The organism is Candidatus Poseidoniia archaeon (genome assembly GCA_030748895.1).
GTDB lineage: Archaea > Thermoplasmatota > Poseidoniia > MGIII > CG-Epi1 > UBA8886.
In genome coordinates this window covers 52,585-68,737 of the sequence record JASMLC010000007.1, presented here as the reverse complement: position 1 = coordinate 68,737, position 16,153 = coordinate 52,585, and the positions used below count along the sequence as shown (strand labels likewise).

The 16,153-nt window shown below is 66.0% G+C and carries 10 protein-coding genes; 9 read left to right on the top strand and 1 reads right to left on the bottom strand.

Translation table 11 applies throughout. From position 1 onward, the window contains the following. The first annotated feature begins 9 nt into the window (after positions 1 to 9). From QGG57_04260 to folP, 7 genes are read left to right on the top strand one after another with little or no spacing between them, the layout of a single operon-like run. A complete protein-coding gene (locus tag QGG57_04260) occupies positions 10 to 1,008 on the top strand; it encodes a Fic family protein (protein ID MDP7007384.1) in 999 nt (332 codons plus the stop codon). After that, positions 1,009 to 4,593 (top strand): chromosome segregation protein SMC, encoded by a 3,585-nt coding sequence (gene smc, locus QGG57_04255; GenBank protein MDP7007383.1) that lies wholly within the window; start codon positions 1,009 to 1,011, stop codon positions 4,591 to 4,593. Then, the gene (locus tag QGG57_04250) at positions 4,590 to 5,432 is read left to right on the top strand and encodes a hypothetical protein (protein ID MDP7007382.1); all 843 of its coding nucleotides are present in this window, start codon (positions 4,590 to 4,592) and stop codon (positions 5,430 to 5,432) included. The genes smc and QGG57_04250 overlap by 4 nt, the downstream gene beginning before the upstream one ends. Then, positions 5,429 to 5,926 (top strand): SMC-Scp complex subunit ScpB, encoded by a 498-nt coding sequence (locus tag QGG57_04245; GenBank protein MDP7007381.1) that lies wholly within the window; start codon positions 5,429 to 5,431, stop codon positions 5,924 to 5,926. Before QGG57_04250 ends, QGG57_04245 begins: the two co-directional genes overlap by 4 nt. Then, the gene (locus QGG57_04240; protein MDP7007380.1) at positions 5,923 to 6,192 is read left to right on the top strand and encodes a twin-arginine translocase TatA/TatE family subunit; all 270 of its coding nucleotides are present in this window, start codon (positions 5,923 to 5,925) and stop codon (positions 6,190 to 6,192) included. The genes QGG57_04245 and QGG57_04240 overlap by 4 nt, the downstream gene beginning before the upstream one ends. A 60-nt stretch (positions 6,193 to 6,252) precedes the next feature. Next, entirely contained in the window at positions 6,253 to 10,374 is a 4,122-nt protein-coding gene (locus tag QGG57_04235) for a hypothetical protein (protein ID MDP7007379.1), read from the top strand. Then, a complete protein-coding gene (gene folP / locus QGG57_04230) occupies positions 10,375 to 11,196 on the top strand; it encodes a dihydropteroate synthase (protein MDP7007378.1) in 822 nt (273 codons plus the stop codon). A 15-nt stretch (positions 11,197 to 11,211) separates the two neighbouring features. Here folP and QGG57_04225 read toward each other — a convergent pair whose 3' ends face one another. Then, on the bottom strand, positions 11,212 to 13,704 hold the full coding sequence (locus QGG57_04225) for a class I tRNA ligase family protein (protein ID MDP7007377.1): 2,493 nt from the start codon (positions 13,702 to 13,704) through the stop codon (positions 11,212 to 11,214). Positions 13,705 to 13,778: 74 nt separating this feature from the next. Here QGG57_04225 and QGG57_04220 point away from each other — a divergent pair, with 74 nt between their 5' ends. Together QGG57_04220 and QGG57_04215 are read left to right on the top strand one after the other, a co-directional pair. After that, positions 13,779 to 14,954: a thiolase family protein gene (locus QGG57_04220; protein ID MDP7007376.1), complete on the top strand. Its 1,176-nt coding sequence runs from the start codon at positions 13,779 to 13,781 to the stop codon at positions 14,952 to 14,954. 188 nt (positions 14,955 to 15,142) lie between these two features. Further along, complete coding sequence (locus QGG57_04215) at positions 15,143 to 16,153, top strand: 50S ribosomal protein L3 (GenBank protein MDP7007375.1); 1,011 nt, start codon at positions 15,143 to 15,145, stop codon at positions 16,151 to 16,153.

Here is a 16,153-nt window from a genome sequence, read left to right as displayed (position 1 = left end):
GCCGGGCTTATGGTCTATCTTACGCCTAAGACCACTCGCGGGCAGCAGTACTGGTATCTCGTCAAGTCGTTCAAGTTCAATGGACGCGTCGAGAAAGTGCAGCATTACCTCGGTTCCGAGGAGCCCGATGAACGGGAACTGGAGCGTCTCAAAGCTATCCACGAGCCGGAGCTGGAGCTCGCCGCGGTCGAGCGTATGGCGAAGGCGTCAGCCGATATGTTCCGCACGCCTTACCTCGATACGAAAGCGCTGAAAGGGCTCGAGCGACTGAAGTTCCTGCGGCGCGCGCTGAACAGACTGCAACAGGACCGCAAGGCGCGCGAACGCGAAGCAGAACAGTCAGAGCTGGCGGCGGTGCACGGCAACCTGATGCTCACCTCCGAGCCGCTGGCACCCGAGCAGACCGAGGCGATACTGTTACACGACCGCGCGCCCGCGGGAATCCCGCTGTCGCGCGTACTCGAAGTGCTCGCGCTACGACGACTCCACCGCGAGGTGGGCGAGCGTGTCGCGCGACTCGACCGGCGCGCCATCCTCAAGCTGCACCTCGAGGTGCGCGAAGGGCAGGGCGACGGCGGCCACCTGCGGCAGGACAGCGCCAGCCTTCCCGGCTCGGCCTTCGTCCCACCGCCGCCAGTGCTGATTGAGGACGAGCTCGACGCGCTGCTCGAGTGGTGGCACGACCCGTCGCCGCTACACTCGTTCGAACGTGCGACGCTGTTCCACCACCGCTTCCTGCAACTGCGGCCTTTCGAAGCTGGCAACGGCCTCGTGGCGCGACTGCTACTCGAGGGGATGCTCGTGCGCGCGGGCCTGCCCGCACCCATGTGGCAGCGGGAAGACCGTTCGCGCTACCTCTCGGCACTGGTCGCGGGCGACCGCGGCGACCGTGGCCGACTCATCAGTGGATTCTGGAAAGCATACCGGCAGCATCACCGTTCCGGTGTCAGGGGAGAGCTCGCGGCACTGAAGACTGAACCGCGCCAGGCACACCTGGAGGCTTTCTGATTGCAACTTCTCGAACTCGAGTTCGAGAACTTTAAATCCTTCAAAGGCCACGTTACCGTCCCCTTCGGCCCCGGCTTTACCTGCATCACCGGACCCAACGGTTCGGGCAAGAGCAACATCACTGATGCCATCCTTTTCATCCTCGGCTCGCGCTCGACCAAACTGCTGCGCGCGCGGCGGCTGAACCAGCTGATTTTCGGCTATCAGGAAGGGAAGAAATCGCGCAGCGCCGCGCAGCACTGCCGCGTCAGCATGGTCTTCAACAACAGCGACCGCTTCCTCTCCATCGAGAGTGACCGGGTGCGCTTCACCAAGGGAGTGAGGCTGCGCGGCGGCAAGCCTGCTACCTACTACCGGCTCAACGGCGACACCTCCTCGGCGGGCGAATTCGAGGCGCTCTTCTCGCGCGCCGGGCTCTACGCCACCGGCTATAACATCATCCAGCAGGGCGACGTCACGCAAACCTCGCTCATGTCAGGCACCGCGCGGCGGCGCAAGCTGGAGGACGTCGCCGGGATAACGGCGTACGACCAGCGGCTGCGCAAGACCCGCTCGGCGCGCGAGCATGTTGGCACCGACCTGACGCTGCTCGACGAACGCATGCGCGAGGCGCAGCGGCTGCTGCGGCAGCTCGAGCGCGAGAAGCGTGATGCCGAGCGGCTTGAGGTTATCCTGCAACAGTTGCAGGAAAACGAGCTCCAGCGCAAATGGCGCCGCGTACTCGACCTGGAGGCGGAGCTGGAGTCACGGCGAGGGCTGATTGCGCGCCACGAAAAGGAACTGGGAGAGCTCGTGGAAGAGCTGAAAGAACGGCAGACTGCTATTGGAACTCTCGAAGACGATTATAAAAAGGTGGAAACCGATATTTCTGACGCGGGCGGCGACCGCGCACGCGAGTTGCAGGAGCTGCTGGACCGGGCGCGCGTCAGCCAGGCGCTGGCGCAGAGCAACTCCGAATCGGCTGGCGCGCGGCTCACGGAGCTGGAGGGCTCGCGCCGCCAGCTTGAGGGCTCGCGCAAGGCTGCCGCGGCGGAGCTGAAAGAGCTACGCGAAGCGCTGGAAGGAGCGCGCGCAGAGGCGGGCGAACTGGATGCGCGAGTCGCGACAGCCTCCGGGGAACTGGCGCGACTCGAAGCTTCCGCTGCCGACGGTTCGCAGGAAATCTCTGGCCAGCGCGACGCCCTCGATGCGCTGAGGCAGGCGGCGGGCGAGCTGGAGATGCAACGGCATCGGCTCGAGGGCGAGCGTGAACAGCTTGAGCGACAGCTCGAGCTGGCGCGTGAGCGACTGGAGCGGTCAGAACTGCTCCTGAAAGCGGCACGGGAGGATTCGGCTGACGCCGACTTCCAGCTACAGGACCTCGAACTGGGGCGCAAGTCTGCGGCCGATAACCTGCGCAAAGTCTCCGCCAAGCACGGCAAACTGGTGGGCGAACTGGCGCTGGCGAGCGACCGGCTGGAACGCATCGAGGGCGAGCTGCGCGAAGCTGCGCTGGCGCTGGCGGCCGAAGAGGCGGCTACGCGCGCCCGCGATGAAATCGGCGGCTACGCGCGTGCGGTGCAGTCGGTACTCGCGGCGCGCGATGCGGGCGAGCTGGACGGCATCGTCGGAACGATTGCCGAGCTGGGGCAGGTGGATGAGGAGCATGCGCTGGCGCTCGAGGTGGCGGCTGGCGCGCGGATGCAGTCGGTCGTCGTCAGGGATGACGCTGTCGCGGCGGAGGCGATTGCGTTCCTGAAACAGCGCAAGCTGGGGCGGGCACGCTTCCTGCCGCTCAATCGGCTGCGCAGATATCGCCCTAGCGCCAACGCACTGCTGCTGGTGAAGCAGGCTGGCGCAATCAACTTCGCGCAGGAGCTAGTGCGGTTCGACCCACGCTACGCGGACGCTTTCGGCAACGTCTTCGGTGACACGGTAATCATGCGCAACCTCAGCGAGGCGCGCACCCTCCTGGGCCGGGGCCGCATGGTCACACTGGCGGGCGAGCTGCTCGAGGCGGGCGGCGCAATGGTGGGCGGCTCGCCGCCCCGTTCGGGAATCCACTTCGGGACCGGCACCCGCGACAATCTCGACGAACTGGTGGCGCGCCTCAGCACTGCCGAGGCGAGCAAGCTCGAGGCGAGCGCCGCGGTGCTGGTGTTGCGCGAGGAGCTGGCAGAAGTGGCGCAGGCAAAGACAGCGCTCGAGAGCGAGTGCTCGACCACCCAGACGCGCGTGACTGACTACGATGAGCAGGCGTCGAAATCAGCCGACGGACTGCTACAGGCGCAGCAGGCGTTCGAGACGCGGCAGGGGGCGCTGGCGGCGCTCGAGGGTGAGCTGGGCGAGCGCGAGACTGCGCTGGGCGAGCTGCAAGTTACGATTACCGACCATACCGGGAGCGTGGAGCAGGCGGCGACTGCGTTGCAGGATCTGACCGGAGGCGTGGCGGCCGAGCGGCTGGCGCAGCTCCAGTCGGCGCTCGGGCGGCAGCGCGAGATGCTTTCGGAGGTGCGCGCCAGCGTGGCGCGCTTCGAGGCGGCCGAGGAGCCCGCCGCGGGCGAAGAGCAGCGGCTGGCGAGTGAACTGGAACAGAATCTGGCAGAGCAGAAGGAGCAGCAGTCGTTGCGGCGCGACGAGCGCGAGACGGCGCGCAAACTGGCACGCGAGGTCAAGGAGCTGAAGGCCGAGGAGGATACCAAGTTCCGCGAACTCAATGAATTGCGCGACCGGCGCGACCGGCTGCGCGACGAACTGGCCGAGGCGCGCACAATGCTGGCGCAGCGCGAGGAATTCGGGCGCGGGCGGCGGCACGCTACCGACGAGCTGAAGATTGAAGTCGCGACACGCGAGCCGAAGCTGGCCGAGGCGCAGCTGCGGCTGCCCGAAAAGGCAGAACAGCCGCCAAAGGTCGGCGGCAGCGAGCAGCTGGAGGCGCAGCGCGAAACACTCGAAGGGCAGCGCGGGCGGCTCGGCAACGTCAACATGCTTTCGCTCGAGCATTACCGGCAGGAGGAAGAGCGGCTGGCGCGCATCCGCGAGGACCGCAAGCAGCTGCGTAAGGAGGTGCGGCGGCTGGAAGCGCTCGAAGCCAAAATATCGGCGCGCAAGCTCGAGCGGTTCAGTGAAGTTTATAAACACATCGACGAGAACTTCCAGTCCACTTTCACCGACCTGACTGGCGGTGGCAAGGCGTGGCTGGAGCTGGAGAAACCGGAAACGGTATTCGATGGTGGTGTCTCAATCAAGGCGCGCATGCCGCGCAAGCGGCTCTTCCCGGTCGAGGCGCTCTCGGGCGGCGAGAAATCGCTCGTCAGCATGGCTTTCATCTTCGCCATCCAGCGCTACGACCCGAGTCCGTTCTACCTGCTCGATGAGCCGGACCAGAATCTGGACGGCGTCAACACCGAACACATCGGCCGCGCGATTGCGTTGCAGTCGGCTGTAGCGCAATTCCTTGTCGTGAGCCTGCACCACGCCGCGCTGCGCGAGGCGGCGCACGTGATTGGCGTCTTCATGGCCGACGACGGCGTCTCGCACCTGCACCAGATTCACGATGTTGACAGCTTCATCGCTTCGCTGCCCGCCGAGGAGGTGGCGGCGTGAGCCTGGTCGAGAACCACCTGCTGTTCCACAAGGCGATTGTGGGCGGCGACACTGAGCGGGTTGACGGCTACCTCGGCCTAGCGCAAGCTTCCGAGGCGGGAGCCGAGATCATCGCTATCGAGGACCCGCTGGCACGCAGCATAGCGGTGCTGTTCCAGCTGGTGCGCGAGCATGAGCTGGACCCGTGGCAGCTCGACCTCGGATTTGTGCTTCAGGAATACCAGCAACACGCGCTGCGCGCTGACGCGCTCGATTTCCCGCTGGCGGGCGCCATCCTGGGCTGGGCCTGGGACGTGCTGCGGCTACGCTCGGCGGGCGCGGTCGAGGCGAGCGAGCCGCTCCCCGAGCCGCAGGCGGAGTGGGATCCGTTCGATTTCGGCTGGGAGCCGACTTACGGCGAGCGGCTCGAGATAGCCGCCGAGCCGCCGTTGGAGGAGACGGTCCGTTTCCGCGGCGAGCGGCGGGTGACGCTGATGGAACTGGTTGGTGCGCTGGAAGAGGCGCGACAGGTCGAGCTTGAGCATCGCGCGCGACTGGCGCGACGCAAACAGCTGCGTGAGGAGCGGAAGACGGTGCTGGACGACCGCGCCAGCCATCTGGGCGATAAAATCCACACTGACGACCCCATACTCTACAAGGAGCAGGTGTGGCAGAAAATCAGCGCGCTGAACGGCAAGCCGATTCCACTCGGCCAGCTGGTTGACGCCCCCGAGCGTTCCAGCGTTGTGCGCACCTTTGTCGGCTCGCTCTTTCTGGCGAGGGAGGGTCGCATCGACATCCAGCAGAAGGACCTGCGCAGCCACTCGATTTACATCCGCAACCGGGAGGCAGCGGGCTGAGCGCCGTCGCGGCAGAGGCAGCGCTATTCTCCGCTGGCCGGCCGCTGACGCCGCAGGAAGTCGCTGAGGCAACTGGGATCTCCCGCAAGGCGGCCAGCGCAGCGCTGGAGGAGCTGGTCGCCGCCTGCCGCGAGCGCGAAGGCGCGCTGGAAATCGTGCAGCTGGGCGCCAAGTATGCACTACAGTTACGCCGCGACGCCATCGAGTATGGTCGCCGACTGGCGCCGCAGGAAATTCCAGGCTACCTGCTGCGGACGCTGGCGCTGGTGGCGCACGAGCAGCCGATGCTACAGTCCGAACTCAAGCGCCGCATGGGCGACCGGGTCTACGAGCACGTCGGCGAGCTGCTCGAGCTGGGAATGCTTGAGCGCGAACGGAGCGGTCGCAGCTTCGCGCTCTCCGTGACCGAGGCGTTCGACGAGTATTTCGGCATCAGCGCCGCGACGCAGGCAGAGCGGCGCGCTTTTCTGGAGCAGGCGCTCGGCGCCCCGTGAACGGCCCCGGACTGCTCGAGCTGCTGGTCATTGGCCTGCTGGCATGGCTGCTGCTCGGCCCGCAGCGACTCGCTGAGGCGGCGCGCAGTCTGGGCGTCGCCTGGCGGGAATTCCGCGGCTACCGCGCTTTCCCGCTCGGCGCGCCGGGCGCGCGCGGCGAGGAGGAGCAGCTGCGCGCGGCGGCGGAGCGGCTGGGAATCGCGACCGACGGGCTGGACGAGAGCGGGCTGCGCGTGGCGCTGCAGGCGCGATTGTCCAAGGATTGAACCACAAAAGACCATAGCGGAGCGGTAAGCTACAAATATCCGGAGCGGTGCGGGCGACGTATGCAACGCTTCATGGCGCTCCTGCTGGTCCTGATGCTGCTGCCGGCGTTTCCGGTAGCGCAAGGGGCCAACGACGCGCGGTCCGACACTGACCGGGGCTACCTGAGCGAAGCGTGGCGCGCCGGCCTCGGTAACGGGCTCGGCTCGCTGAATTCGATTCGCGTCGCCGACATTGACGCCGACGGCGAGGACGAAATCCTGGTCGGCAACGCGCAGGGCTACCTGCACATGCTCGACTGGAACAACTCGCTCAACGCGTGGGTGGAGGGCTTCCACAGCGTCGACCTCGGCGGCTCGGTGAAAGGGATGGACATCGCGCAGCTTGATGACGACGATGCGCTCGAGATTGCGGTTGGCTACAACTGGAACGGCGACGCCGGCAAGGTGCGCATCATCGACGGTAGCACCCTCAAGGCAGAGGCCAACTGGTCCTCCGGCATCTCCTGGTCGCACACCGAGTGGACCGAGGGGTGGCCTTACGGGCTCGCAATGGGCGACCTTGACGGCGATGGGCGGGCGGAGCTGGCAATGGGTGCCGACCGCGGCTACCTGTGGGTCGTCGACACCGATACTCCCGAGATTTACGTCGGCCGCGACGTTACCTTCGACGAGGCAGAGTGGTATCTCGACCTCTCCGGCTCTTCGGCCTTCAACAAGAACACCGAGAACGTCTGGGGCGTCGCGATGGGGCAGTTCGACTCCGACGCCGCAATCGAGATCGCGGTCGGCTCGAAGCAGGGCTGGGTCGGTATCTTCGACGGTGAAACCGAGGAATTGCAGTGGAAGAAGGACATGGATGGCAACGACAACACTGACTCCCTGGTCTACGGGATGCTGGCGGCCGACCTCAACGGCAACGGCATCGATGAGCTTATTGTGGCGCAGCAATCGAAGCTCTCGGTCTTTATCGACGGCGACCGGGACGAGCAGGCCGACGAGACCGGAATCAATTCCGGCTACGGGCTGGCGGCGGCCGACCTGTTCGGGTCGGACCGCAACGAGCTGGTGGTGACCGACGGCAGCGGCAATGTCTACATCCTCGGGCTGAGCGGCACTTCGCTCACAACCTATCAGGAGTGGAATTCGGGGCAGGTGATGAACACCGGTGCCGGCGTCGCGATTTCGTTGACGCACGACAAGCCCTGGATTGTGCATGGTGGCGACGCGGGAATCCTGGTGGCGTGGGAAGTCACCTCTTCCTCGAGCCACGCGCTGGCGTGGGACTCGACCAGCGACAATAACGGCGGCAGCACACTCTACTCGCTTCCGGGCGGTAACACGCGTGGCATCGGCGCCGGCAACATCGATTCCGACCCGGCGATAGAAATCCTGGTCGGCAGCGGCGCTCGCCGGGTGTACGCCTTCGACGGCGTCACCCACGCGGTCGACTGGGTCAGCCCGGTACTGGACGAGCTGCCAATGGGAATTCAGGTGGCTAACCTTGATGATGATTCTGATAACGAAATCGTGATTTCGACCGGCAATCCGGGCGAGGACCGGCTGGCCGACAGCGACGAGGGGGCCGACGGTCACCTCTACGTCTTCGACCGCAGCGGCAGCAGCTTCACGCAGGCGTTCAAGAGCGGTAATATCGACGCCGCGCTCGGCGTCGCGGTCGCCGAGCTGGATGACTCGAACTACCCCGAAATCGGCGTCGTGACCGGCTACACTCTGGTTTACGCTGGCTCCAGCCCGCCACCCCCCGACCACTTCGGGCGGCTGATTGTTTTCGGCTTCGATGGCTCCAGCTATGACGAGGAAGGCGACAGCGGCGAACTGGACGACCCGGTGCGCGGTATCGCCGCGGGCGATGCCGATGACGATGGGGGGGCCGAGTTTGTAATCGGCACCCGCAGCGGTGAAGTGCTGGCATACCATCGCAGCGGCTCCGACTACGTGCAGGATGGCTCGACCATCGACACCGGGCGGGTCGACGCCTACGGGATTGCGATTGCCGACCTCGACGGCGACGACGCTACCGAGATTATCGTCGGAACCGGCAAGGAGAGCAGCGAGAAGAAGCCGCTCATCCAGGTCTACCGCGGGTCGAACCACGCTAAGGAGTGGGAGAAGGAAGTCGACACCAGTTCACTCTGGGGTGTCCTTGGGGCGGACTTCGACAACGACGGGGTGGTCGAGCTGATTTACGGCACCAGCGGCGGCGAGCTCTTCACCTACGACGGGGAGACCAAGGACTTCGAGGCCAAGACCAGCGCTCTTTCGGGGCAGACCGGCCACTACGGCAATATCCGCATGGCGAACCTCGACGGCGAAGGGGCCAACGAACTGGTGGTCGGGAGCACCGCCTACCTGTGGATATTCACCGCCGAAGGGCAGACCAATAACCCTGACCTCGCCATCGAGGGCGGTGACATTCTCGTTACGCCCGCGGAGCCAACTGAGGATGATGACCTGACGGTCAACATCACGTTGCACAACTACGGCGGCGCTGCCATCAGCGACTGGCGGGTCAAGATTTACGACGGCGACCCTGACAGTGGTGGCAACAAGATTACCGAGTACACCTGCCAGTCGGGCGAGCCCGACCAGCGCGACGGCTGCCGCACCATCCCGGCGGGCGAGGCGGCAATGTTCGAGGTGTTCTGGAGCAGTCAGTGGACGACTCCCGGCTACCACGAGCTCTACGCCAAGGCGGAGGATATCCAGAGCCCGCGGCAGGAGACTCGCTTTTCCAATAACAAGGGCTACACGACGGTCGAAATCGAGGAGATTCCCAATGACGCGCCAGTAGTCAGTGCGTTCCTGGACATCGTGACTATATGGGTTGACGAACCTGTTCGTATTGACGCGGGTGACTCGTACGACAACGAAACTACGGAGGGGCAGGCAGACCGTGACTACGGCAGCGGCGCAACGATGGAGTACCGCTACTCTCCCGATGAAGGGGGAGGCTGGTCCAGCTGGATGTTCGACTACACCCGCGACCTAGATTTCACGGAGCCTGGCGAGAAAGAAATGAAAGTGCAGGTGCGTGATGAGCGAGGCAAAGAATCCGAGGTGATGATACTCATGGTGACGGTAAAGAGCAACTCGGCGCCAATAGCCATGCTCGCCGCCAACACCACTTCGGTCACGCTAGGCGGCTACGTCACCTTCGACGCCTCCGCTTCGAATGACCCAGACGACCGCGCTGACCTTGAGTTCCGCTTCAATCTGGGTGACGGCGTCTATTCAGACTGGGTCGAAGAGGGCGAGACCGTGCGGCTCTATCGCAACGCGCTGTTTGACAGCCAGGGCAACCTGCTCGAGGGCGCCGGCGAGCAGCCGCTGCGCGACGACTCGGGCATCATCCGCGTCTTCGCGCTCTCGGCGGGGCGGCTGATGGAATACCGCGACAGTCAGCTTACGGGTGATGGTTACAACTACACCCTGCCTGCCAGCAGCGAACAGACCAACTACATGGCGCAGGTGATGGTGCGCGAACTGCCGCGCGCCGCAGGCGACGAGTCGATGCTCCAGAGCTCATGGTCCCTGGCGGCGATGGTTACGGTACTGCGTCCCGACAACGTGCTGCCGACGGCAGTCGCGCAGGTCGGCATCTTCGTCGAAGGCGTTGGCACCTGGTCCGACACGCAGATTTCGGCCAGCACGGGCGAGGCCGTCGGTTTCTCGGCGGCCGACTCGACCGACCCGGACGGCGACGATTCTGCACTCGAATACGACTGGCGCGTGGTCGACAGTCGCGGCGTCCAGTTCAACCTGCTCAATGACCGAAATTCTCTTACCTTTACCAAGTACTTTAGCAACCCGGAAACCTACGTCGCGACGCTGACCGTGACCGACGAGCGGGGTGGCGTGTCCACCGCAACGGTGCAAATCGTGGTCAAGGCGGCCGCGACCACCAACGGCGACGAGGAGGAGGGACTCGACCTGATGAAATTGCTGGGGCTGGTGCTGCTCGGCACCATATTGGTCGCGGGCGGAGCGATGGCCGTCGGGCGGCTGCGCGGCGGCGGTGGCGACGAGGAGTTCGACGACGTCTCGGGACCACTCGAGCTGGCGTGCCCCTCGTGTCAGAGCACGATTGCGGTCCACACCCCGCAGCGGCCAATCCAGGTCGGCTGCCCCATCTGCCAGTCGCAGTTCATCTTGCGCGAATAGATGCGCATCGGTCGCCTCGAGCTCGGGGGCAGCTGCCGCGTGATGGGCATCCTCAACATCACCCCCGACTCGTTCTACGACGGCGGGCGCTACGACGCGGTCGAGGCGGCCATCGCGCGCGGACGCGAAATGGCCGCCCACGGAGCGGACATCATCGACGTCGGCGGCGAATCGACCCGCCCCGGCGCGCCGGCCGTCCCGGAAGCGGAGGAGCGCGAGCGGGTCGTGCCGGTTATCGCGGCGCTCGCCGCCAAACTCAAGGTTCCTGTCTCGATTGACTCGCGCAAGCCAGCAATCGCGCGCGCCGCGGTCGCGGCGGGCGCCGCGCTCATCAACGACGTCGGCGGGCTGCGCGACCCCGAAATGGTAGCGGCGGTCGCCGAGCTCGGGGTGCCGGCGGTGGTGATGCACATGCGTGGGAGCCCGGAGACTATGCAGCGCGACCCCGACTACGACGAAGTCGTCACCGACGTGAGGACATGGCTGGCGGAGCGCGTCGCCGCGGCCGAGGCCGCAGGCGTCGCACGCGACCAGCTCATCGTCGACCCCGGCATCGGCTTCGGCAAAACGCTCGACCACAACCTGGCGCTAATGGCGCGGCTCGACGAGTTCCGGGGCACCGCGGGCGGCGTGCTGCTCGGCGCCAGCCGAAAGTCATGGCTCGAAGCGCTTTCGGGCGCCGCGCCGGAGCAGCGGCTGTCGGGCTCGCTCGCCGCAGCAACCGCCGGCGCACTCGCTGGGGCGGACATCGTGCGGGTGCACGATGTCGTCGCCACGAGGCAGGCTATTGACGTCGCAAACGCGTTGCGCGAGTTTAAATAACGGTCGTCGGAGGAATTATCCCAGCTTATGCATCGCCCGCAACGCGTCGCCGAACTCCACGAGCGCTTCCGGTACCGCGATACCCTCAATCTCGGCCGCGAGCGAGAGTCCGGCGTCCTTCTTCGCTTTCCAGGTTGCTGAGTTGAACTCGACCAGCGCTGCTGTGAGCGCGCGCAGTCGGTCGCCTTGTGGGGCTCCGGCGGCGAGTTCCGCCAGCGGTGGCGCGGGGAACTCGCGCTGTTCGACGGCGCTGCGGCCGTAGAGCGTCTCCGACAGGAAATGGCAGAAGAAGGGACAGATGGGCGAGAGCATCACCAGCAGGTCGTGCAGTGCGCAGTGCAGCGTCCACGTTGCCGATGCGTCGCCGTCGTAGAGCCGCTGCTTGGCCATCTCGAGCCAGTGGCCCGGGAAGAGCCCGGTGCCGAACTGCTTCAGCGCCTGCGTGCCGCGGAAAATGTCGATGGCGCGATAGCCACGCTCGACCGTGTCGAGCACTGCCGAAAACTCGGCCAGCAGCCAGCGGTCTTCGGGCGCCAGTTCGGGGCGCTGCGCCATGTCGGGCACGGGGAATTGCGACGCGAAGCGCGCGACGTTGAAAATCTTGGTGAGCACGCCGAAATACTTGGCCTCGATTTCCTCCGGGTTAATCTGGAAATCGTCACCCACCTGCGCGTCGCACGCCTTCCAGAGCCGGAAGCACTCGGAGCCAACTTTGTTGGCGCGCAGCGTCACCTGCTTGCCGCCCGGGCCACGGACCTTCCACGAGCCGGTACGGCCGCCAGCGCCGCACTCGAGCACCGATTCGGCGTCGATGCCGTTGCCGAGCGACTTGGACATCTTGCGCCCCCACGGGTCCATTCCCAATCCATCAATCCAGACGTTGGCGAAACCCGGCCTGTCGAGCAAGAGCGCGCTCTTGAGCAGCGTGTAGTAGAGCCAGGTGCGCACGATTTCCTTGCCCTGCGGGCGCAGTGTCGTCGGGAACGCACGCTCGAAAAGGTCGTCGTCGCCAAGGTAGCCGCTGACGAACAGGTTCGAGTTCGACGAGTCCATCCAGGTGTCGAACACCTTCTCCTCACCCTCCAGTTCCCCCAGCTCGCCCGCCAGCGCCCCGTAGCTGCCGAGCTCCTTGCGGCTTTCGCGGTCCAGCACAGTCGAGCCGGCGGGCGGCGCTTCGCGCCACGGCTGGACGTAGCTGCCGGCGGGCGGCAGGACGACGCGGCTGCGGTCGGCGGAATACCAGACCGGGATTTCGGTGTGGTACCAGCGACGGCGCGAGACCGGCCAGTCAATGCTGATGCCCTCCATCCAGTCGAGCAGGAACTGCTTGTTGCGCGGCGGAACGAAATTGATTTTGTCCGCCAATTCGCACATCCGCTCCAGAATGTGCGTCTGCCGCACGTACCACTCCTTGAGCAGGATTATTTCAATCGGGTTCTTGCCGCGCTCGGAGACCGGGATTTCCTGCTCGCGTTCGACGCTCACGGCAATGCGCCCTTCCGCCTCGAGCAGCTCGGTCGCGCGCTTCCGCGCTTCCGCCACCGGCAGGCCGGCCAGCGGCCCCGCGACGGCAGTCATGCAGCCATCAAGGCCGATGGCGGCGAACGGCTCCAGCCGCATGTCGCGGAAGACCGCGACGTCGTTCTGGTCGCCGAAGGAGCAGACCATCAGCACCCCGCTGCCGAACTCCATGTCGACGCTGGCGCGGCTGCGCACCTCCACCTCGGCTGCGCGGTCGCCCGCGGGGAGCGGCAGCCGCAGCTTCTGGCCGACAAGGTGTGCGTAGCGCTGGTCGTCGGGATGCACGATGACGACGCCGCAGGCGCATATCAGCTCGGGGCGTGTGGTGGCGATGATGACATCATCGCCACCATCTACGGGCGACCAGCGCACGTCCAGCAGCCGCGTGTTGCGTTGCAAGCGTGTCACCTCCGCCTCGGCGATGGTCGTGCCCTCGACCGGGTCATAGAGATTCGGCCGCAGCGCTTCGACGATTTCGCCGCGGCGGAACAGGTCGACGAAGATGGATTGCGTCACCGCGCGGTAGTCGGCGGCGTCGGTCTGGTATTCGTTCTCGAAGTCGCACGAGAGCCCCACGCGGCGCGCGATATGTCGCATTTCGCGAGTGTAGCCCTCGATGGTTTCGCGGCACAAATCAAGGAATTCGCCGCGCTCCCAGCTGCGCATCTTGCGACCGTGCTTCTTCTCGACGGTGAACTCGACGTTGATGCCGTTGCGGTCGACGCCCCACGGGAACTTGACTTCCTTGCCGAGCAGCCGCTGGCTGCGCGCAATGACGTCAATCATCGAGTAGTGCGCGACGGCGCCGATGTGCCACGTCCCCGACGGGTAGGGCGGCGGCGTATCAATCACGAACAGCTCGCGTCCCGAAGCGGGGTCGAAGCCGTAGCGACGCTCGTATGCGGCGGGGTCGCCGTAGTGCTCGCGCTGGATGCGCTGCTCAAGGTCGACCGACCAGCGTTTCTCGGAAATCCGGAATTCCGGCATTGCGCGCTGCGGACCCTGCTGCCGGTTTAATGGCTTCCCCCAAGTGCTATTATTCCCGCGACACTCCCCCGCCAATGACCGCCGCCCGCGACCCGGTTATCGTCAGCTTCGCCCGCACGCCGCAAAGCAAGTTCGGCGGCGCGCTGGCTGGGGTCAGCGCGCCCGAGCTGGGGGCGACCGCCATCCGCGCCGCGGTGGAGCGGGGCGGCGTCGCGCCGGAAGCGGTCGACGAGGTGGTGATGGGGATTGTGCTCCCGGCCGGGCTGGGGCAGCACCCCGCCCGGCAGGCGGCGCTCGGCGGCGGACTGCCGGATGCGGTCCCGGCGTACAGCATCAACAAGATGTGCGGCTCGGGGATGAAGGCGCTGATGAACGGCGCCAGCGCCATCCGCGCCGGCGAGCATGACGTTGTCGTCGCGGGAGGCATGGAGTCGATGTCGCGCGCACCGTTCCTGATTGGGCGGCGCAAGTGGGAGCCCGATACCGGCAGCGAGCCGGTCGACCACCTGTTCCACGACGGGCTCTGCGACCCCTACCACGACGTTGCCATGGGCTGCACCGGCGACCACGTCGCCGACACGCGCGACGTCAGCCGCGCCGACAGCGACGCCTTCGCGCTCGAATCGCACCGCCGTGCCGCGCACGCCACCGACGCCGGCTGGTATGCGGACGAAATCGTCCCGGTCGCGACTCCGCAAGGCGACGTGACGCGCGACGAGGGCTTCCGGGCCGACGCGTCGGCCGCGGCGCTCGCGGCGCTGAAGCCGGTCTTCGGCGACGACGGCGTCGTGACTGCCGGCAACGCTTCACAGATTTCCGACGGCGGCGCGGCGCTGGTGGTGATGGCGCGCGAAACCGCCGCGGTGCACGGCATCGCGCCGCTCGCGACCATCACGGCGCAGGCGGCGACCGGGCTGGCGCCCATGGAAGTCATGTGGGCACCGGTCCCCGCGGTGCAGCAGCTCTGGGCACAGAACGGTCGCACGGAGGCGGATTACGACCTTTACGAGCACAACGAGGCGTTCGCTTCCGCATCGGTGGCGGTGATGCGCGGGCTCGGCCTGCACCACGCGAAGCTGAACCCGTGCGGCGGTGCCGTAGCGCTCGGCCACCCCATTGGCTGCTCCGGCGCACGCATCGTCATCACGCTCATCAGCGCGCTGCGCCGCACCGGCGGCCGGCGCGGCTTCGCGACCGCCTGCCTGGGCGGCGGGATGGCGACCGCGATTGAAGTAGAGCTATCGTCGTGAAAGCGAAGGCAGCGCTTATATAGGGTCCGTTTTTCGACGCGAGCCGCGCCTGGCTGAACCAGACGTTCGGGGTAATCATCCCCGCACCCCGCGAGCTAATTCCTGCTCGTCGGGGAACGACGTCACGGTTTGCCCGGGAGAGCGCGGTTCTGCGCCTGTCCCTGCTACGGGAGAGCGCAAGCCTGCATATGCCGAAGACACACAAACCTAGACGAGGCTCTCGCGCCTACAGCCCGCGCAAGCGTGCGCGTTCGGAAACGCCGCACGTCTCCAGCTGGCCGGCTGGCGGCAACAGCGAGCCGCAGCTGCAGGGCTTCGCGGGCTACAAGGTCGGGATGACTCACATCATGGCGGTCGACTACCGCCGCACTTCGACCACAGCGGGGCAGGAAGTGCGAATGCCCGTCACGGTGGTCGAGGTGCCGCCGATGTTCGCCGTCGGCGTGCGCGGCTACATTCAGGACACTTACGGGCTGCGAACCTTCAGCGAGGTCTGGGCCGAGGAGCTGGACGAGGTGCTCGCACGGCGGCTGCCGCTTCCCGCGGGACAGGACCGCAAGGCGCGCTGGAAGCAGCTTGAAGAGGCGGACCTGGACGAGGTGCGCATGCTGGTCCAGACGCAGCCGAAGCTCATCTCGGGCGTCCCGAAGAAGAAGCCCGAAGTGATGGAGGTGGCGGTTCGCGGCGGCGACCTGCCAACGCAGCTCGCCTTCGCGAAGGGCAAGCTCGGCAAGGAGGTCGTGATGGCCGACTTCGCCGAGGATGGCGAGATGCTCGATGCGATTGCGATTACGACCGGTAAAGGCTTTCAGGGCCACGTCAAGCGCTGGGGCGTCAAGCTGCTGACACACAAGAATTCCAAGCACCGCCGCATGATTGGTAACCTGGGGCCATTCAATCCCGGCTACGTCAAGCCGACCGTCCCGCAGGCGGGGCAGACCGGCTACCACCAGCGCACCGAGTTTAACAAGCGACTGCTGCGGGTCGGCGACAATCCTGACGATATCAACCCCAAGGGGGGCTTCCTGCACTACGGGCTGGTGCGAGGGCCGTATGCCCTGTTCCACGGCTCGCTCCCAGGACCGTCGAAACGACTGATACGCTTCCGCAAGGCAATTCGATTCCACGGCACCGCGGCCGACTCGAAGGTCGCCCCGGAAATCACGATGCTTTCGCAGGAATCTGCGCAGGGGGCCTGA